This is a genomic window from Aeromonas sp. LsrichE-8G (assembly GCF_022869435.1).
Taxonomy (GTDB): Bacteria; Pseudomonadota; Gammaproteobacteria; order Enterobacterales; family Aeromonadaceae; genus Aeromonas; species Aeromonas caviae.
This window is the reverse complement of the sequence record NZ_JALIHH010000055.1, coordinates 24,741-44,687: the sequence shown is the minus strand read 5'-3', so window position 1 is coordinate 44,687 and position 19,947 is coordinate 24,741. Positions and strand designations below refer to the sequence as shown.

Annotated in this window: 14 protein-coding genes and 1 pseudogene; 9 read left to right on the top strand and 6 right to left on the bottom strand. The window is 63.6% G+C overall.

Features of this window, described 5'->3' with window-relative positions; translation table 11 throughout:
• Positions 1-173: 173 nt before the first annotated feature.
• Positions 174-895 (bottom strand): annotated as a pseudogene (locus MUW49_RS10915) (phosphatase PAP2 family protein).
• 250 nt (positions 896-1,145) lie between these two features.
• Here MUW49_RS10915 and MUW49_RS10910 point away from each other — a divergent pair.
• The 7 genes from MUW49_RS10910 (at position 1,146) to dedD (ending at position 10,057) form a co-directional block, all read left to right on the top strand.
• Positions 1,146-2,267, top strand: coding sequence for a 4-phosphoerythronate dehydrogenase (locus MUW49_RS10910; RefSeq protein ID WP_244812754.1), 1,122 nt, complete (start codon positions 1,146-1,148; stop codon positions 2,265-2,267).
• A 146-nt stretch (positions 2,268-2,413) separates the two neighbouring features.
• The gene (locus MUW49_RS10905) at positions 2,414-3,430 is read left to right on the top strand and encodes an aspartate-semialdehyde dehydrogenase (protein WP_041214974.1); all 1,017 of its coding nucleotides are present in this window, start codon (positions 2,414-2,416) and stop codon (positions 3,428-3,430) included.
• Positions 3,431-3,723: 293 nt separating this feature from the next.
• Entirely contained in the window at positions 3,724-5,850 is a 2,127-nt protein-coding gene (locus tag MUW49_RS10900) for a FimV/HubP family polar landmark protein (protein ID WP_244812752.1), read from the top strand.
• 166 nt (positions 5,851-6,016) lie between these two features.
• The gene (truA, locus tag MUW49_RS10895) at positions 6,017-6,826 is read left to right on the top strand and encodes a tRNA pseudouridine(38-40) synthase TruA (protein WP_244812750.1); all 810 of its coding nucleotides are present in this window, start codon (positions 6,017-6,019) and stop codon (positions 6,824-6,826) included.
• Positions 6,827-6,945: 119 nt separating this feature from the next.
• Positions 6,946-7,809 carry an acetyl-CoA carboxylase, carboxyltransferase subunit beta gene (gene accD, locus MUW49_RS10890; RefSeq protein ID WP_010675139.1) on the top strand — a complete coding sequence of 288 codons (864 nt, stop codon included), beginning with the start codon at positions 6,946-6,948 and terminating at the stop codon, positions 7,807-7,809.
• Between the two features lie 2 nt (positions 7,810-7,811).
• Positions 7,812-9,071, top strand: coding sequence for a bifunctional tetrahydrofolate synthase/dihydrofolate synthase (gene folC, locus MUW49_RS10885; RefSeq protein WP_161469632.1), 1,260 nt, complete (start codon positions 7,812-7,814; stop codon positions 9,069-9,071).
• Positions 9,072-9,250: 179 nt separating this feature from the next.
• Positions 9,251-10,057 carry a cell division protein DedD gene (gene dedD, locus MUW49_RS10880; RefSeq protein ID WP_161469633.1) on the top strand — a complete coding sequence of 269 codons (807 nt, stop codon included), beginning with the start codon at positions 9,251-9,253 and terminating at the stop codon, positions 10,055-10,057.
• Positions 10,058-10,162: 105 nt separating this feature from the next.
• Here dedD and MUW49_RS10875 read toward each other — a convergent pair whose 3' ends face one another.
• The 4 genes from MUW49_RS10875 to MUW49_RS10860 all read right to left on the bottom strand — a co-directional run bounded on the left by MUW49_RS10875 (position 10,163) and on the right by MUW49_RS10860 (position 14,794).
• A complete protein-coding gene (locus MUW49_RS10875; RefSeq protein ID WP_052814563.1) occupies positions 10,163-10,507 on the bottom strand; it encodes a TusE/DsrC/DsvC family sulfur relay protein in 345 nt (114 codons plus the stop codon).
• Positions 10,508-10,629: 122 nt separating this feature from the next.
• Positions 10,630-12,771 (bottom strand): YccS family putative transporter, encoded by a 2,142-nt coding sequence (gene yccS / locus MUW49_RS10870; protein ID WP_244812748.1) that lies wholly within the window; start codon positions 12,769-12,771, stop codon positions 10,630-10,632.
• A gap of 264 nt (positions 12,772-13,035) precedes the next feature.
• Positions 13,036-13,692 carry a Bax inhibitor-1/YccA family protein gene (locus MUW49_RS10865; RefSeq protein WP_010675134.1) on the bottom strand — a complete coding sequence of 219 codons (657 nt, stop codon included), beginning with the start codon at positions 13,690-13,692 and terminating at the stop codon, positions 13,036-13,038.
• Between the two features lie 163 nt (positions 13,693-13,855).
• On the bottom strand, positions 13,856-14,794 hold the full coding sequence (locus MUW49_RS10860; RefSeq protein ID WP_244812747.1) for an AraC family transcriptional regulator: 939 nt from the start codon (positions 14,792-14,794) through the stop codon (positions 13,856-13,858).
• 130 nt (positions 14,795-14,924) lie between these two features.
• Here MUW49_RS10860 and MUW49_RS10855 point away from each other — a divergent pair, with 130 nt between their 5' ends.
• Together MUW49_RS10855 and MUW49_RS10850 are read left to right on the top strand one after the other, a co-directional pair.
• Positions 14,925-17,081: a TonB-dependent siderophore receptor gene (locus MUW49_RS10855; RefSeq protein WP_244812745.1), complete on the top strand. Its 2,157-nt coding sequence runs from the start codon at positions 14,925-14,927 to the stop codon at positions 17,079-17,081.
• A gap of 96 nt (positions 17,082-17,177) precedes the next feature.
• Positions 17,178-18,224, top strand: coding sequence for an alpha/beta hydrolase-fold protein (locus tag MUW49_RS10850; protein ID WP_113977531.1), 1,047 nt, complete (start codon positions 17,178-17,180; stop codon positions 18,222-18,224).
• Between the two features lie 501 nt (positions 18,225-18,725).
• Here MUW49_RS10850 and prpF read toward each other — a convergent pair.
• Entirely contained in the window at positions 18,726-19,925 is a 1,200-nt protein-coding gene (prpF, locus tag MUW49_RS10845) for a 2-methylaconitate cis-trans isomerase PrpF (RefSeq protein ID WP_244812743.1), read from the bottom strand.
• Positions 19,926-19,947: the final 22 nt, after the last annotated feature.

The window sequence follows — 19,947 nt, the reverse complement described above, 5'->3', positions numbered from 1 at the left end:
GAGTTGGACAAACAGGCAGAGCAGTTCAAGTTACCCGCCCGCCGAGAACGAAGTTACCCAAGGTGCATCAAAGCCAAACCACAGAAGTATGCGACGAGAAAACCTAGTAAAAACAATGCCAGTCAGGCTTAACTGACTGGCATTACACCCAGGTGCCCGTTTTTTATTGGAGGTCAGTAGTGGCGCAACCACCAGCGGGCGGCCAGTAGGGCGGTGAGGCTGCCAAGCAGGGCGCTTGCCAGTACATCCAGGGGCCAGTGCATGCCGATAAGGGTGCGCGAGAGGCCAATCCCGATGGCCCAGAGTGGCAGCAGCCAGGCCCCGGCGGGAGCCCGGGCCAGCCAGATCAGGCCGAAGAACTGGGCGAGGCTCATGGCGGCGATGCTGTGACCGGAGGGAAAGGCGTAGTTGACCTCTGCCTGCCAGTGCTGGCCGAGCCAGGCGGGCAGCGCCAGCAACTGGGTCGCGGCGTGGACCTGTTCACTGCGAAGGGCCTGGCTTCCCCATAGAACTGGCGGATGGCGGGGATCAGCTCCTGGCTCTCCAGCCAGATGAGGTAGGGCCTGGGCTCCTCGGTCAGCAGCTTGATGAGGCTCTTGATGACCCAGTCGCTCGCCAGTACGGCAAAGAGGGCGCCAGCCAGCGCCAGCAGGGCACGACTGTCCAGCGTCAGCTTGTGTCTTGTGAGCAGCAGCAGGGCGGCGATGGTGATGACCAGCCCCGGCAAGTCCACCATGCGGGTGAGGGCGTAGGGCCACCATAGCCAGCCCGATTGCAGGGCCTGGGTCATGAACGGCTGCCAGGGCAGGCAGACGAGCAGCAGCAGGGGGAGGAGCAGGAGGGCATTGAAATGAAGCACCTTGCGGCGTGGCAACGAAGAGGAGTGAGTCGGCATCAAGGGGTCCGGTTCGGTGGCGCGAGCGGCTAAAAAGAGGCGTCATTGTGCCAGTCAGGTTGCTCTGGTCAAGGCGAAGGGGGCGAGGGCAACAGGCTGTTACATATGATGCTGCCGGGCATCGTGCCCGCACCTGAGGCCGGGAGGCGGAAAGATGGCCGCAGAGCGGTCTGCCAACAAGCCTCTGAAAATCCGTCGCGTTTGGGCTAGAATGGCGCGCCTGTGGCCCTTGTGGACGAGATGCGTGCCGATGAAGATCGTCGTTGATGAAAATATGCCCCATGCGGTGGAGCTGTTTGCGGAATTTGGTGAAGTGGTTCCCCTGCCGGGACGAGAAATAAAGGCCGCGGATCTGCAAGAGGCGGATGTGCTGCTGGTGCGCTCCGTGACCCGGGTCAACGAAGCGCTCCTGGCGAGTTGCCCCAGGCTGGGGTTTGTCGGTACGGCCACCATCGGCACGGATCACATCGATCAGGGGCTGCTGGCGGCGCGGGGCATCCCCTTCTTCAGCGCCCCCGGCTGCAACAAGGTGTCGGTGGGGGACTACGTGCTCTCCGCCCTGCTGGTTCTGGCGGAACGCCATGAGCTGACCTTGAGCGAGATGAGCCTCGCCGTCATCGGTGCCGGCAACACCGGCGAGAGCGTGGCCGGCAAGGCCGAGGCGCTCGGGATGAAGGTGCTGCGCTGCGACCCGCCCCTGGCCCGTAGCGGCGCCGCTGGCGACTTCGTGGATTACCGCACCGCCCTGGATGCCGACATCGTCAGCTTCCATGTCCCCTATCTTCGTGAAGGGGATGAGGCCACCTTCCACCTGCTGGGAGCCGAGGAGATCGCCGAGCGTCCGGCCGGGCAGATCCTCATCAACGCCTCCCGCGGCGAGGTGTGGGACAACCATGCCCTGCTTGTCCGCCAGCAGGGGCCCCATCCCCTGCGACTGGTGATGGACGTGTGGGAAGGAGAGCCGGAGCCCCTCAAGGAACTGGTGCCCCATACCGAGCTGGCCACCCCGCACATCGCCGGTTACAGCCTGGAAGGCAAGGCCCGTGGCACCTGGATGCTCTATGAGGCGCTGTGCCGGCAACTGGGGCGCACCCCGCGCCAGGATCTGCAATCCCTGCTGCCTGCCCCAGAGGTGCGCGAGTTGACGCCGGGGCAGCCGGCGGATCAGGCGCTCATCAAGCAGCTTGTCCACCTTGTTTATGACGTGCGCCGGGACGACGCCCGTTTTCGCAACCGGATCGGGCTGCCCGGCAGCTTCGATGAGCAGCGCAAGCGCTACCCCGAGCGGCGCGAATTGGGCGCCCTGCAACTGAAAGGGCCCTTCGCCGACGACAGACTGGCCCGACTGGGCTTTGCCGTCTCGGAGCAATAAACCCGATTTCAACAAGGGGAGGGGCTTGCCCAGGCGGCGCCTCCCCCCGGCCCGGCATCATGGCGGCCTGTCATCAAACCGATACGCGTGCCAGCCGGGGCCTTCATGCCCGGCCCCGACGGGCCGCATCACAGGAGAACAGATCAGTGAGTCAGCAATTCAACGTAGCGGTATTGGGTGCCAGCGGCGCCGTGGGTCAGGCCATGATCGAGATCCTGGAGGAGCGCGCCTTCCCGGTAGCGACCCTCTATCCGCTCGCCTCCAGTCGCAGCGCTGGGGACACGGTGCGTTTTGGCGGCAAGAACGTCGATATCCTTGACGTGGAGGCCTTTGACTGGAGCCAGGTGGAGATTGCACTCTTCTCCGCCGGTGCCGAGGTCTCGGCCAAATGGGCGCCCATCGCCGCCGAGCATGGCTGCATCGTCATCGACAACACCTCCTGCTTCCGCTACGACGAGGACATTCCCCTGGTCATTCCGGAAGTGAACCCGGACGCGCTGGCCGATTTTCGCAACCGCAACATCATCGCCAACCCCAACTGCTCCACCATCCAGATGCTGGTGGCCCTCAAGCCCCTGCACGACGAGGTGGGCATCAGTCGCATCAACGTGGCGACCTACCAGTCCGTATCCGGCTCCGGCAAGGAAGGGGTGAGCGAGCTGGCGGGCCAGACCGCCCACCTGCTCAACGGCCGTCCGGTGGAGCCGACCCTCTATCCGCAGCAGATCGCCTTCAACCTGATCCCGCAGATCGATGCCTTCACCGACAACGGCTACACCCGGGAAGAGATGAAGATGGTGTGGGAGACCCAGAAGATCCTGGGGGATGCCAGCATCGCCGTGAACCCTACCTGCGTGCGGGTACCGGTCTTCTACGGTCACGCCGAGGCGGTCCATGTGGAGCTGCACCAGCCGCTGGACGCCGAGCAGGTCAAGGAGCTGTTGCGCAATGCCCCGGGCGTCACTCTGTTTGATGATGAAGGGGACTACCCGACCCCGGTGCGCGATGCCACCGGTCAGGATGATGTGATGGTCGGGCGGGTACGCCAGGATATTTCTCATCCGAGTGGTATCAATATGTGGATCGTGGCCGATAACGTTCGTAAGGGCGCGGCAACCAACAGCGTGCAGATTGCCGAACTGCTGGTACGCGACTACCTCTGAGGCCGGATGTCGGCCCCGGGCGGGGAGGGAACCCCGCCTTGATGTGGGCGCCCTGGCCCCGGGATGTGACCGGGAACCCACTCTCCGGTTTTTGGAATACCGTGTGATATCAGTGGACTAGGTTTTTTTCTACACTCTGGTTCGCGTCTGGGGCTGCTTTCTGGTTGCCGCCGGGCGCGAAATATGTCGGATCGCTGGCTTGAGACCGGCGCCTGATTTATATTGAGCCGATTGTTTTGGGGTAACTATCCAGATTTTTCAATGTGATAGGGCCGTCATACGAAGGAACGAATATGGGACATTCCCGCATAACGCTGGCAACGCTACTCGCATTGGGGCTTCTGGGCACGGTTCAGGGCGAAGAGGGGGCGCGAGAACCCTTCTTTGTCGAACTCAAGGGACCGGATGGCTCACCGCCCCCCGCGGTGCAACCAGAGCCCCGGGCCCAGCCCGTGGCGCCCGTCACCCTGCCCAGAGCCCAGCCCATCGTGCGTCAGGTACCTGCTGCATCGGCTGGCAGTTATGGTCCCGTGCGTCCCACCGATACCCTCTGGAGTCTGGCGAGCAAGCATCGCCCGTCCAACCGGGTAAGCGTCTACCAGACCATGGTGGCCATCTATGACAAGAACCCCCGAAGCTTCGCAGACGGCAACATCAACCATATTCTGGTGGGTTCCCACATCCTGCTGCCCACCGCCGCAGAGGCGGGGCGCATCACGGATGCCGAAGCACGCCGTCGCTTCAACAGCGACAACGCGAGCTGGAAGGGGCTGAGCCCCAAATACCTGGCCAACAAGCAATCCCACGTCGCCCAGCCGGTGGTGAGCAAGCCTGCTCCGGCCAAGCCGGCTGTGGTGGCCAAGAATACACCGCCCAAGGCGGCGCCGATCCCGGCGGCACCCAAGGCAACGGCTCCAGCCCCCGAGGTGAAGGAGACCGCCAAGGCGGCTGTCTCCACCCCCGTGGTGGTGAGCGCTGCTGCGAGCAGCGCCGCCAGCACGGCGCCGGCGCCCCTGCCCGCCACTGCGGTGGGTAAACCTTCCACCGAGATGGCGCTGGCCCTGGAAGATGCCAACGCCCAGCTCGGCCAGGTCACCGAGATGAACCACAGGCTCAAGCTGCGCCTGCAAGCCCTGACCGAAGAGGTGGAGACCCTCAAGGCCCAGTTGCAGGATCAGACCGCCCTGCAAAAAGAGGTGGCGGAACTCAAGGCCAATCCGACGCCTCCCGTGGTGGCGCCGGTGCCCAAACAGGGCTGGTTGATGGAGCTGCTCTCTTCGCCGCTCAATCTCGCCATGATCATCCTGCTGCCGGTACTCCTGGTGCTTGCCCTGGTCACGCTCTGGCTGCGTGCTCGTGCCCGCCGCGAGCTGGAAGAGCAGGAGAAGAGCCTCTCCGAGTCGACCTCCATGGTCATGGGAGACGAGAACAGCGAGTTTGATCAGCTGATGACGGTGGGCATCGCGGATGACGAGCCCCTCCATGGCATGCCGGATCTCAACGAGCCGGAAGTGAGCAGGAAGCAAGATGGCGCCAGTGCTGCCGCCGATGTCATCTTCCGGGATGACGAGACGGCGCTCTCCGCTTTTGATGTGGAGCCTGCGGTGACGATGGCGAACCGGGATCCGGATCTGGTGCCCGAGCTGGATCTGGCCCACGAGGGGGACTTCGATCTGCCCGTGGTGCCGGAACTCGATCTCTCCGACGAGCCCACCTCCTCTGCTCGTGGTCATGACGAGATCATGACCGAGGAGGAGCTGCAGGCCGCCCTGTTTGCCGAGCTGGACGCGGATCTGGAAGCGGATCTGGCCCAGGCACAGGAGGAGAGCCGCAGCCAGCGTGACGAGACACTGGCCAACTTCGATCTGAGCGATCTAGAGACCGGGTTTGGCGAGCCGACCGACGATGAGCTTGCCGCCAAGGCGCCGCACATCGACGAGACGGGGTTTGGCAAGGGCGATGTGGACGACATGTTGGCCGAGCTCGGGCTGGAGCCCACCAAGCCGACGGCGTCCGAGTGGGATCCCAGCGAGCTGGCCCTGGCGGACTTCGAGGATGCCTTCGCCGAGGTGGAGTCCCATCAGGGGGAGGTGAAACCCCGCGAGCAGGTGCAAGACAGCGACTTCGTTGAAATCGACAAGCTGCTGGCCGATGCCGATGCCAGCAGCACGGAGCAGGAACCCTATCAGGGCTTCTCCCTGGATGTGGGGCTGGACGGTTTCCCCGAGGTGCTGCCGGAGTCCAACGGCTTTGATGTGGATGCCGATGACGGCGGGGTGGGGGCCAAGCTGGATCTGGCCCGGGCCTACCTCGAGATCGACGACAAGGAGAGCGCCCGCGAGCTGCTGGAAGAGGCGGTGGCCCAGGGCAGCGAGCACCAGCGCAGCGAGGCGCAGAAGCTGCTCAAGCGTCTGGGCTAGGCAGGCCCTTGTCATCCATGCACCAGAGAGGGCAGCCCGCGGGCTGCCCTCTCTCTTTGGGGGCCCCGCACCGCGGCCTCGCCCGGTCTGGGACTTTTGAGCCCGAGCGCGTATAATCCGCCCCGTTTCTTTCACTGCATCCTTTCATCAGAAGACACCGTTACCCATGCGAATTGCCCTTGGTATTGAATATGACGGCAGCCGGTACTTCGGCTGGCAGCGCCAGCGCGAAGTGATCAGCGTTCAGGAGGAGCTGGAAAAAGCCCTCAGCCGCATCGCCAACCACCCCGTCTCCATCCAGTGTGCCGGTCGCACCGATGCGGGGGTGCATGCCACCGGCCAGGTGATCCACTTCGATACCGAGTCGAACCGCGCAGAAGGCGCCTGGACCCTGGGGCTCAACTCCAACCTGCCCCCTGACATCGCCGTGCGCTGGGTCAGGGAGGTGGGCGAGCATTTCCATGCCCGCTTCAGCGCCACCGCCCGTCGCTACCGTTACGTCATCTACAACCACAACTACCGACCGGCGATCCTCGGCAGTGGCGTCAGTCACTACCACGAAACCATAGACGCGACGCTGATGCACCAGGCGGGCCAGAGCCTGCTGGGGGAGCACGACTTCAGCACCTTCCGGGCTGTCGCCTGTCAGTCCAACACCCCCTGGCGCAATGTGACCCACCTGTGTGTCAGCCGTTCCGGCCCCTACATCGTGCTCGACATCAAGGCCAACGCTTTCCTGCATCACATGGTGCGCAATATCACCGGCTCCCTGCTGCTGGTGGGGCAAGGGCTTCAACCGGTGGAGTGGATTGCCGAGGTGCTGGCGGCGAAGGATCGCAACCTGGCGGGCCCGACCGCCAAGGCGGGCGGCCTCTATCTGGTGGATGTGGATTACCCGGTCGAATTCGGGTTGCCCCGGCCGCCTCTTGGTCCGCTGTGGCTGCCGGACTCGGCACCGGGTACGACCAGTTTTTAGTAACTGGGCCCGAAAATTTGTGGTTTAATGATCCGTCGTTTATTGCCATCGAGCCGTTAAGTCATTGAACAATCAAGGCTCGATGTGTTTTGTCAGGCACAAATGCATTAAGGAATTCCATGAGCTGGCTTGAGAAGATCCTTCCCAAGAGCAAGATCACCACACCGCGTCGTCACAACATTCCGGAAGGGGTGTGGACCAAGTGTACTGCTTGCGAACAGGTGCTCTACCGGGCAGAGCTGGAGCGCAATCTCGAAGTGTGCCCCAAGTGTGACCATCATATGCGCATCAGCGCACGTGCCCGTCTCGAGAGCTTCCTCGACGCCGAGGGACGCAGCGAAGTCGCGGCCGAGCTGGAGCCGCAAGACATCCTGAAATTCAAGGATTCCAAGCGCTACAAGGATCGTTTGTCTGCCGCCCAGAAAGAGACGGGCGAGAAGGATGCGCTGGTGGTGATGAAGGGGACCCTTAAGGGGGTACCGGTCGTCGCCTGTTCATTCGAGTTCTCCTTCATCGGGGGCTCCATGTCCTCCGTGGTCGGTGCCCGCTTCGTGCGCGCCGTCGAGGAGAGCATCAAGGAAGGCCGCGGCCTGGTCTGCTTCTCCACCTCCGGTGGTGCGCGGATGCAGGAAGCCCTGTTCTCCCTGATGCAGATGGCGAAGACCAGTGCGGCCCTAGATCGCCTCACCAAGGCGGGCCTGCCCTTCATCTCTGTGCTGACCGACCCCACCATGGGTGGCGTCTCCGCGAGTCTGGCCATGCTGGGTGACATCAACGTAGGCGAACCCAAGGCGCTGATCGGCTTTGCCGGCCCTCGCGTCATCGAGCAGACCGTGCGCGAGAAACTGCCGGAAGGCTTCCAGCGCTCCGAGTTCCTGCTGGAGAAGGGTGCCATCGATCTCATCATCGACAGGCGCGAAATGCGCAACCGTCTGGCCGGTCTGCTGGCCAAGCTGATGAACACTCAGGTCATCGAAGACTGAAGATGAGTTCACACATGCAACAATCCCAAAGCCGGTCGCTGGTCGACTGGCTTTCTTATTTGGAGCAGATCCACCCGGCCAACATCGACATGGGGCTGGAGCGGGTCGGCACGGTTGCCCGCCGCATGGGCCTCACCGAACTGCCGTTCAAGGTGATCACGGTGGCGGGCACCAACGGCAAGGGCTCCTCCTGCGCCATGGCGGCCAGCATCCTGATGGCCGCCGGCTACCGGGTCGGTGTCTACTCCTCCCCCCATCTGCTGCGCTTTACCGAGCGGGTGCGCGTCAATGGCCAGGAGCTGGCCGATGGCGATCACTGCGCGGCCTTTGCCGAGGTGGAAGCCGCCCGGGGCGACATCGCCCTCACCTTCTTCGAGTTCGCCACCCTGGCGGGTCTGTGGCTGTTTCGCCGCGCCGCGCCCGATGTGCTCTTGCTGGAAGTGGGGCTGGGGGGGCGGCTTGATGCCACCAATGTGGTGGAATCGGACGTCGCCCTGATCACCTCCATTGCCCTGGATCACTGCGACTGGCTCGGGGATACCCGGGAGGCGGTGGCGGTGGAGAAGGCTGGCGTCTATCGCAAAGGTAAACCCGCCATCAGTGGGGAGCCCAATCCGCCGTCGACCATTGCAAGCGAAGCGGCGCGCCTCGGCGCCTGCCTGCGTCAGGTCGGCATCGATTTTCGTGGTGACGAGCATGAAGGTGACTGGGATTATCACGGCCTGCACCACTGGTCGGGATTGCCCAAACCGGCCCTGCCGCTGATGAATGCGGTCACCGTACTGGCGGCCCTGGAGTCCCTCGGTTTGCCATTGTCGGAGTCCGCCATCCGCGACGGCCTGGCCAATGCCCGCCTGGCTGGCCGGATGCAGCAGTTGCAAACCTCGCCGCTGGTCATCGTCGACGTGGCCCACAATCCCCACTCTGCGGCCTATCTCGCCAGCCAGCTGCGTCGGCGCCCCGGCAAGGGCAAGCGCCGCGCCGTGGTTGGCATGCTCAAGGACAAGGACATGGCGGGGTCGCTGGCCGAGCTTGACGGTCTGATTGACGAGTGGTTCCTGGCAAGCCTCCACGGCCCGCGCGCGGCCACGGCCGACCAGTTGGCGACGGCCCTTGGCAGCGGCCGGGGCGCGGCGCTCACCTTTGCCAGCGTGGGGGATGCCTACGGCGCCGCCTTGGCCGCATCGAGTCCTGACGATATGGTCATTGTGTTCGGCTCGTTTTACACTGTCGCCGACGTGCTGGCTCTGGGCGCGGTCTGAGTCGTTCGCTCCCCTGGCTCTGTCAACGTGACGACGGGCCGGGTTTTGCACTGGATAATCCCCTTTCAGGCCAAGTGGGTGGCGAGGGACCCGGCTTCGCCAGCCGGCGTGAGGGGAGGCGTTCTTTGCGAAGTGTGCAAGATTGCAATGGATCCTAAGTAACATGGGTGGAAATTAACTTGGCTTCGAAGTTTCAAAACAGATTGGTGGGGACCGTCATCCTGGTCGCCCTGGTGGTCATCTTTCTGCCGGACCTGATGGACGGCAACAAGCTGGAGCAGAAGGACGAGGCCTTCGCCAAGATCCCCCTGCGTCCGGAGCTAGAGCCCGCCAAACCTGCGCTTCAGGTCTCGGCGGCGAGCACCCTGCCGGCCGAGCATCTGGCGAGTCAGCAGCAGGCCTCTGCCGCGACCCAGTGGCAGGTAGAGGAGATTGGCGATACCGTGACCCTGGCCAATCAGGGGGGAGCCAATCCAGCGGGAGCCAGTCAGGCTCCCATCACCCAGCAGCAGCCGGTACAGGCCGTGGCGCAATCCAAGCCCCAGCCCAAACCCGAGCCCAAGCCGGAAGTGATCGCCAAGAAACCGGTGGAGCAGCCCAAACCCAAGCCGGTGCCAACCAAGCCGGTAGAGGTGCAAAAACCGGTGGAGGCCAAGCCGCAGGCGGGCCAGATCAAGACCATGGATGATCTCATCGCGAGCAAGATGGCCCAGCCGACTACGGCACCGGCGGCAGCAGCCCCGGCTCAGGGGAGCTGGATACTGCAGCTCGGCGCCTTCAAGAATGCAGACAGCGTCAATGCCCTGGTGAGCAAGCTGAGGGCGGCGGGCTACTCGGCCCAGACGTCGCCGAGAACCCCGGTGCAGGGGCAGATCAACCGGGTCTTCATCGGGCCGGATGTCTCCAAGGCTAAGTTGCAGGGCATGCAGAGCCGGATCAGCCAGATGACGGGCCTGAGCGGCTCCGTGGTGGCCTACAACCCCTGACAGGACGATGAAATGAAAAGACCGCGCCTCATGGCAACATGGGCGCGGTCTTTTTTTGTGTCCAACACGGGGGAGGCAGTGTGGCTATCGGGCTGCCGAGGAGGACTAGATGCACTTCACCGGCTTGGGGAGGCCTGCGATCTTGGTGGCCTGCTTGGCGGGGCCTTCCGGGAACAACTTGTAGAGGTAGCGGCTGTTGCCCTTCTCCGGGCCGTACTGCTTTTCCATCGCCTTGACCAGGGCGCGGATGGCGGGGGAGGTGTTGAACTCCAGATAGAAGGCCCGTACGAAACGCACTACTTCCCAGTGGGGATCCTCCAGCACAATCCCCTCTTTCTCGGCCAGCATCAGGGCCAGCGCCTCGCTCCATTGCTCGCTGTGGCGCAGATAGCCCTGGGCATCGGTCTCGATGAGTTGGCCGTTGAACTGCAAATGGTGTGGCTCGGACATGACGCTTCCTCGAAAAGGCTATCTCAATGGGGCGGGCATGGTAGCGCCTTGCGTCCCGTCCGGCAACCGGGGCGGCGCTTGGCGCCTGCCTCGGGCGGGATCGGCCCGGCGGCTATGTCCGGCTAGGTTCGACCCTGACCTGTCAGCAACTGGCCGTCGTTGGCCAGCACCAACAGCTCGTCTGCCAACTGGCTGATGAGGGAGAGCTGCTGGCTCAGCATCAGCTGCTCCTCGCTGCTCTCCGGAGCGATGGCCGGACAGGCTCCCGCGAGCGGCGTCGGCATCTCCCCCGCCAGGTGACCGGCGGCCTGCTCCAGGGTCTGGCTGATGTGGCGGCTTATCTCCTCCAGCCCCTCGATGGGCTCGAGTTTGTCGCGATGGGCCCCGAGCGCCGAGATATAGGAGAGCAGGGCATGGTTGCGCCAGGTGAGAGTGAAGCAGAGATCCAGGAAGCGGCGGCGCTTGCTCGGCTCCACCAGCATGCTCTGCCAGGCCATGGCCAGCTCGCTGTCGGCGAGGTGGGCACACTTGCGGGCCACCCGGTAGTCCAGGGATTCATCCCGTTGGCGATGCAGGCTGGCGAGTACCGCCGAGAGGTACTTCGCATTGGCGGACAGGGAGTTGGCGATAAGGGTCGGCAACCGCTTGTATTGCCAGTCGGGCCAGAGCCAGGCCACCAGGGCGTAGGAGAGCAGGCAGCCGAGCAGCGTATCGAGCAGGCGGGGTCCCAGGATGGCGAAGCCGATGCCATCCAGCAGGTTGAACGCCATCAGCACGTAGAGGGTGATGAAGCAGACGGCGGCGCTGTAGTTGCTGCGCACCTGGGTGAAAAACAGGAAGGCGGCAAGCCCCATGATCCCCAGTTGCAGGTGCAGCTCAGGGAAGAACCAGAGCACGGGCACGCCGATGAGGATACCGGCAAAGGTGCCGAGCATCCGCTGCACCAGACGACGGCGGGTGGCGCTGTAGCTCGGCTGGCAGACGAACAATACGGTGAGCAGGATCCAGTACCCCTTGTCCAGGTGAAACGCCTGCAGGATGCCATAGCCCACGACCAGCCCGAGGGAGAGCCGCAAGGCATGGCGAAACACCATGGAGTTCGGGGTCAGGTGCTGCCTGAGCAATGCCAGCAGGGGCAGGGCGACCGGCCGTGCCAGGGGAGGCAGGCTGGTGGGCGGCGCGGCGGGGTTTTGCAGCTCTTCGGCGCTTTGCAGCAACTGGTTGATGCTGGCCAGGTTGCGACGCAGGAACTTCATCGGTGTCAGCAGGGTCTTGGGGTAGTGCTGTTTGAGGTGGGTGAACTCCAGCTGATCGCCGAGGGCCTCCAGGGTCCAGTGAATGCGTTTGTGGTGGGTGTAGGGCTTGTGCACCAGGATGGCGTAGCCGAGCTGCTGACAGGCGTCGGCAAGCTGTGACAGCACCTCCTGGAAGCCGTCGAGGACGATGCCCTGCTTGAGCTCTGCTTCCAGCTTGCTGTAGGGGTAGTGGCTGGAGGTGGCCCGCTCCTGGATCTCCAGGGCAAGCAGGTAGAGGCGCAGCAGGCCCGCGAGCTCGGGGGCCACCCCGTGGCGGCCGGGGGCATGAAGACGGGCATTGAGCGCCGTCTTGGCCTGGTTCAGGGCATTGACCAGGTTGATGTTGAGCTGGGCCAGATTGTGGCGGATGGCCTGGGCGCCGTGTTCGTCGGCCGGGAAGAAGCGGGATTTCTCCTGCAAGTAGCGGGCGAGGGCGAAGTAGCTCTGGGCCAGTTGCTCGTGCAGTGTCTTGTAGGGCAGCAGCCAGAGCCAGACCAGGGACACCAGGCCGTACCAGAGGGCCCCGGCGCACAGGGCAAGCGGCTGATAGAAGAGAGCCGGCGCCTTGGCGGCCCCCAGCATGGTGTAGATGGCAATCAGCAGGGAGCCGAAGCTGATGGTGGCGTAGCGCTGGCCGAGGGCACCCACCATGACGAAGATAAAGGTGGAGCCCGCGAGCCCGATGGCAAAGAGCCAGGGGGTGGGGAAGAGATACTGCACGCACAATGAGGCGAACAGGAAGCAGAGCAGGGTCATGGCGAGGTTCTTGACCCGGCCCCAGAGGCTGTCGTCGGTCTCGGCGATGGCGCCGGCCACCACCCCGAGGGAGAGCAGCACGGTGAGCTGGATGTCACCGGTAGCCAGCGCGAAGGCGAGCAGCCCCGCGATGGCGAGCAGGACCTTGAGGGCGAAATAGATGTGGCTGTCTGTCAGCAGCCGGCGCAGCAGGCCGGAGAAATCCATCGGCATGCTAGGCACCCCCCTTGAACGAGGTGAAATCGATGTGGCTGTCGGTCAGCAGACGGCGCAATAAACCTGAGAAGTCCATGGGCATGGGATGAAGGCAACCCTTGAGCGAAACGAAAGCGACAGCATAACCCGTCGGCAACGAAACGGCCCTGATTTGGATCAGGGCCACTTCGCTTCATATCCTTGATTTGCAACTTATCCTGACAGAAATGGGCGCCAATAAAAACCCCACCGAAGCGGGGTCTTGTGCATCTTAAGCATCCATCAGTTGCGGTTGCCGCCAAGCAGGCTCAGCAGGCTCAGGAAGATGTTGTAAATGGAGACATACAGGGTGACGGTGGCAGAGATGTAGTTGGTCTCGCCGCCGCGCACGATCTGCTGGGTGGTCAGCAGGATGGCGCCGGAGGAGAAGAGCATGAACATGGCGGACAGGGCCAGGCTCAGGGCGCTCATCTGCAGGAAGATGTTGGCGACCATGGCAACCAGCAGTACCCAGAACCCGACGAACAGCATGCCGCCGAGGAAGGAGAGGTCCCGCTTGGTGGTCAGGGCATAGGCAGACAGGCCGAAGAAGGTGAGCGCAGTACCGCCCAGCGCCGTCATCACGATCTCGCCGCCGCCGTTGTTCATGTACATGTTGATGATGGGGCCGAGGCTATAGCCCAGCAGGCCGGTCAGGGCGAAGGTGAACACCAGCCCCATGCCGTTGTCACGGTTCTTCTCGGTCAGGAACATCAGGCCGTAGACACCGATGAGGAACACGGCCCAGTGCAGGGGCGGCATGTTCATGACGGTCGCTACCCCGGCTACCACGGCTGAGAAGCCAAGAGTGAGGGAGAGCAGCATGTAGGTGTTGCGCAGCACCTTGTTGGTGTCGCGCACGGCACCCTGGGTGCCAGTGTAGATAGAACGGGTATCCATCTTGATGTCCTCTTGATTTCCGGGGTGAAGCGACCAAGTGTGCTTCGTTAACGCATTGTATGCACTGAATGTGTGGATGACGAGCGCTGATTTCAAGCGCCACCCCACCTGCGTGGTGCCTACTATCCCAGAGCAAAGATGTATTGCGCATGAACAAGGAGGCTCAAGGCGTTGCAGAGGGCGCCTGCTCCTGCTCTTTACCCTGTTTGGCGATCCGCGTCGGCGAGAAGCCGAACTGCTTTCTAAACGCCGTGATGAAATTGGCCACATGGTCATAGCCGGCGTGGGCGGCGGCCCCTTGCAGAGAGAGGCTGCGCGCCTCCAGCCTGGCCCGCGCTTCTTGCAGCTTTCGCTGGCGAAGGTAGCGCTGCAGGCTCATGCCCAGCTCTTTTTTTGCGGCTCGCTGCAAGGTGGAGACGCTCATGCCGAGGGTGGCCGCGATCTCGGTCAGGGTCATCTCGTCCACTTTTTCATCCCTGAGCAGCATCTTGAGGCGCGTCGGGTGCTCGTTCTGGCGCTGGCAACAGGGGGAGGCGGCCTGCTGGAGGTGGGTCATCAGGCTCTCCCAGACACTGAGGGCAAAGGCCTTGCGCATCAGCATCTCGGAGGCGTTCTGGCTGCTGGTGAGATTGAGCGCTTCCGCAATCTGTCCAAGCGCCGCGGGCAGGGTCCAGTCGACGCGGCTCAGATGGCGGCTGAAGGTCTGTGCGAAAGCCTTGCGATGCGCCTGTGCCAGGTTGTGGGCGAGCCAGGTGTGGTCCAGGGAGAGGACGATGCTGCGGCTGCGCACCTGGGCTTTGGCCGCCCCCTGCACGATGTCGGGCTCGGTATAGAGGATGGCGGTTGCCACTATGGGGTCGGACTCATGGAAGCGGCACCCCTTGAGCCTGTGAGTGGCGCCATAGGTCATCAGGGCACGGCTCTCGAGAGGAATGGCGATGATCAACTGCGGCGGCAACTCCCGCTCGGTGGCGAAGTCTGCCTTGTGAACGATGTCCTTGTTGTGAAAGCGAAGACCCTCCTGGATCACCAGGTTCTCCACCCTGCCGGTGAAACGGCCTCGCTGGCGTGCGCTGGTGTCCCTTGCCACTGTGTCAGTCATGTGCAATTTGACCATGTCGAAGAGTGAAATGACCACACCGCAAAACTGCGGCGGAAGATGGAGTGATATATTAGCCCCCGGAAAATTAAATGAAAATGATTATCATCTCTATCTTGGGGTCACTGTTACTATGGTTGTCTTGAAGGATAAAGCGCGAAGCCCGCTGGCTCTGGCCATCTCTGCCGCTCTGGCCGTCACCTTTGCCGCCCCGGCAGGGGCACACACACCGGACATCAAGCCGGACGAAACCCTGGTCGTCTATGGCAATCCACTCTACGGGATGTCGCCGTCGGAGGAGACGGGAGGCTATGGGGTCGACTCGGCCACCGTCGGCACCAAGACGCCGGCGGCCCTCAAAGACATCCCCCAGTCGATCACCGTGTTGACCAACGACTACATCGAGGAGCGCAACTTCGTGGCGGTGGACGATCTGGCCAAGTTCACGCCGGGTCTGCGCACCCTGGTCAACGACAGCGGCCGCTCCTCCATCTTCTCCCGCGGCTATGAATACGACGAGGTGAACCTCAACGGCCTGCCATCGCCCATGCAGAGCAAGTACGGCACCCTGCCGTCGCTGGCGGCGGTGGATCGGGTGGAGATCATGCGGGGCCCCTCCGGCCTCTTCAACAGCATCAGCGAGCTGGGGGGCGTGATCAACATGGTGCTCAAGCGTCCGACCGACGCCTTCAAGGGCTCGGTCACGGCGCGCTATGGCAGCTGGGACAGGCATTACCTGGAGGCGGACATGGGGGGCGCACTCAACGACGAGGGTTCCCTGCGCGGTCGCGTCGTGGTGGCCAACGCCGACATCAAGAACCAGGTGGACTACAACAACAACGACAACGGTACCTACTACGGCACCCTGGAGTTCGATCTCTCGGATCGCACCCGCCTCTCCGTCTACGCCCTGCACCAGACCAAGGACATCCTGCCCACCAACGGCCTGCCGGCGTACAAGGACGGCTCCCTGCTCGACATCGGCCGCAGCACCTACCTGGGGTCGGCTGAAGACTTCTTCGACGCCGACACCACGGATGTAGGGGCCTCGCTGCAGCACGCCTTCGCCAACGGCGGGGTGGGTCAGGTCTCGGCCCGCTACATGGATCACGACATGCGGCTGGAGCAGACCTTCACCAACGGCCCCATGGACGCGGCGGGCAACACCGGGCTGATGTTCAACGGCCAGGGGAACCAGCAGAAGAACATGGCCTTCGATGCCAACTACAGCCAGATGTTCGATCTGTTGGGGCACAAGAGCGAGTTTGTGCTGGGCTCCGACTACAAGCGCTACGAGTCGGACATCCAGACCTACACCAACCGCAACCTCGGCAAGATCAATGTGTTCGATTTCGACCCGACCCGGGTCGCCAAGCCGGACTACAGCTACACCAAGAATGATCATGAGGAGCAGTCGGAGCTCGGTCTGTACGGCAAGGTGACCTGGCGTCTGTTGGAGCCGCTCTCGGTGATCACCGGGGGCCGCGTCTCCTGGTACGATCTGGATGCCGTCAGCACGACCCTGAGTTCCGGAGTCCAGAGCGGCGAGTCCGGTACGTTCAACGGCAAGCTCACCCCCTACGCGGGGGCCGTCTATGACCTGAGCGACGAACACGCCTGGTATGCCAGCTACTCCAAGGTGTTCAAGCCCCAGACCAGCCAGGACGAGAGCGGCAACCTGCTCAAGCCCCGGGAGGGCAGCCAGTGGGAAACCGGCATCAAGTCCTCGCTGCGTGACGGCCTGCTCAACACCCGGGCGACCCTCTTCCTGATGAAGGACGACAACATCGCGGCCCAGGCCTACGACGATCAGGGCATTGCCATCACCAACACCTACTGGGCCACCGGCAAGGTGGAGACGCAAGGGGTGGAGCTGGAGGCGAGCGGCTATCTCAGCCAGAACTGGATGGTGATGACCGGCTATACCTTCACCGACATCGAGGAGAAGGCCGGGGATCACAACCCGAAATTCGACACCATCCCCCGTCACGCCCTCTCACTCTGGACCGACTACCACCTGGCCGACTGGGTGCAGGGGCTGCACCTCGGGGCCGGGATGACGGCGGTGAGCGACTACGGCTTCAACCAGAAGGGGGTCGAGACCCATCAGGGGGGCTATGCCCTGTTCGATGCGGCGGTGCGTTACGAGATCAACGACAGGATGCAGGCGACCCTGAACCTCTACAACCTGCTCGACCGGGAGTACTTCTACCGGGTCGGCTCCACCAGCACCTTCAATATGTACGGCGAGCCGGCGAACCTGATGGCAGGCTTCACCTACAAGCTGTAACGACCGACGACAGCAGGGCCTCGGGCCCTGTTGTCGTCTCTGTGCGCCGCCCTACGGGGGATCCCCAAGGCTGGCGACGCAATCCTGGTTCATCCCATGACAAGACTCATCATCCTGCTGCTCACCATGATCACACTCTCTTCTGCCCAGGCAGACATGCTCCACTACGCCCAGCGCTTCACCCACCATTCGGCCCTGCTGGGGGAGACGCGGCAATACAGCGTCTCTCTGCCCCAGGAATATGAGCGCGAGCCCGGGGCTCGGTTCCCCGTGCTCTATCTGCTCGACGGGGAGAAGAGTCTGCTGGAGGTTGTCGGCATCACCCGGGCCCTGCGGGCCGGGCTCAATCCGGCGATTCCCCCCCTCATCATCGTCGCGGTGCACAACACCGACCGGATGCGGGATTACACCCCGAGCCACACCATGACCTTGCCCAATGGGGCACCGGCGGGGCCCGGCTATGCCGTGACGGGGGGCGGGCCCCGGTTCCTGCGCTATCTGAGTGAGGAGCTGCGCCCCCTCATCGAGGAGAGGTTTCGGACCCAGGCGCCGGCCCTGCTGGTGGGCCACTCCCTCGGCGGCCTGCTGGCGCTCGATGCACAGGCGCAAGATAGCGGCCAGTTCCAGGGAGTGATCGCCATCGACGCCAGCCTCTGGTTCGATTACCCCCGCAATTACGAGCGCATCGCGTCGGAGTTGACCGGGCCGCTCAAGCACGCCTCCTCGCTATTTATGGCGGTGGCCAACAACCCCTTCACCCCGGGATTCGGGCGCTCGGCGTTTCACCGGGATCGCCTGCAGCAGTTTGCGCGGCAGGTAGTGGGGGCACCCGGCGCAAACCTGCACGTCACCAGCCGCTACTTCGAGGAGGAGGATCATCACAGCGTCTACCACCCCGCCGTCTATCAGGGACTCCAGTGGCTGTTTCAGGGCTACCGGATGGATCTGGCGCCCGGGCACTTCAGCCGACAGGGGGTGATCGCCCGCTTTGATGCCCTGAACCGCCACCTCGGCAGCGCACTGCGCCCGGAGCTGGGGAGCCTGCGGGACATCAGGGAGAAGGCCGCGCGCTGGCCGCAGATGGCGATCTCCGTGGACGAGGCCGATGCCCTGCTGACCCACTACTACGGGTCGAAGCCGTGAAAAGCCGATATTTTTGCCTGTGTCTGGAATCGTCACAACGGCGCCGGAGACGGGTGTCGGTCCGGCGCCATCCCTGGGTAGACTGCCGAAACGAGGGGCGCCGGGTCGGTGCCCCGACAGAGGCAGGGAGTGAGCGATGGCGGTTGCAGGAAAGAGGGGAGGCATGCTGGCTCTGTGGTGCGGCGCACTCCTGATGTCGGGGTGCAGTGGGTTTGCGCCTGCGCCCATTCCCGTCACCTATCTGAGTCAGGATCCGCCCCCAGGCAGGCTGCCCCTTGGGGAGACCGCCTATGTGGATGACGGTCGCTGCCCACCAGGGCAGGTCAAGCGGCTCATCGGCGGGGACGCGAAGCACAATGTGCCAAGAAAGGTGGAGTGTGTGGCAAGACCGCAATGATGATGTGATTTTTACAGCCTGAAACATCCAAAAAAGAGCCATGAGGCAGTCGCCTTGGGGCTCTTTTCGTCTGGCTGGCCTGGTCGGTGTGATGCCGCAGCGGGCTAGAAGGCATCTCCAGGGACCCGCACCCAGCCTTCCATCAGGATGCGGGCGGAGCGGGACATCACCGCCTTGGTGACCGTCCACTGTCCCGCTACCTGCTCTGCCTGGGCTCCGACTCTCAGGGTGCCGGAGGGGTGGCCGAAGCGCACCGCTTCGCGCTCGCCGCCCCCGGCGGCCAGATTGACGAGGGTGCCGGGAATGGCCGCCGCCGTGCCGATGGCCACGGCGCAGGTGCCCATCATGGCGTGGTGCAGCTTGCCCATGGAGAGGGCCCGCACCAGCAGATCGATCTCGCCGGCAATAATCTCCTTGCCGCTGGCGGTGCGGTAATCCTTGGCGGGTGCGACGAAGGCAATTTTCGGGGTGTGCTGGCGAGTGGCCGCCTCTTCGGGGCGCTTGATGAGCCCCATGCGCAGGGCACCGGCAACCCGGATCGCCTCGAAACGGGCGAGCGCTTGCGGATCTGTGTTGATCGCCTCGCGCAGCTCGGTGCCCTCATAACCGATGTCCTCGGCGTTGACGAACACCGTGGGGATGCCGGCGCTGATCAGGGTGGCTTTCAGTACGCCGCTCTTTACAACAGACGCGGGTACCTCCAGATCGTCCACCAGATTGCCGGTGGGGAAGAGGGCGCCGCCGTCTTCACCCTCGTCGGACGGGTCGAGAAACTCCAGTACGATCTCGGCGGCGGGGAAGGTCACCCCGTCCAGCTCGAAATCGCCTGTCTCCTGCACCTGGCCGTTCGTCACCGGCACGTGGGCGTGGATGGTCTTGCCGATATTGGCCTGCCAGATGCGCACCTCGCAGGTGCCGTGCTCCGGGATGCGGGACGGGTCCACCAGGCCGGCGTGGATGGCGAAGGCCCCGGCGCCGGTGGAGAGGTTGCCGCAGTTGCCGCTCCAGTCCACGAATGCCTTGTCGATGGCGACCTGGCCGTAGAGGTAGTCCACATCGTGATCGGGTTGCTGGCTTTTGGAGAGGATCACGCACTTGGCTGTGGAGGAGGTGGCCCCCCCCATGCCGTCCATGTGGGCGCCGTAGGGGTCGGGGCTGCCGATGACCCGCAGGAAGAAGGCATCCCGTGCCGGGCCCGGCTGCTGGCAGCGCTCGGGCAGGTCAGATAAGCGAAAGAAGACCCCCTTGCTGGTGCCGCCACGAAGGTAGGTGGCCGGAATTCTGACTTGTGGTATGTGGGCCATAGAGAGTGTCCTGAGAATAGTC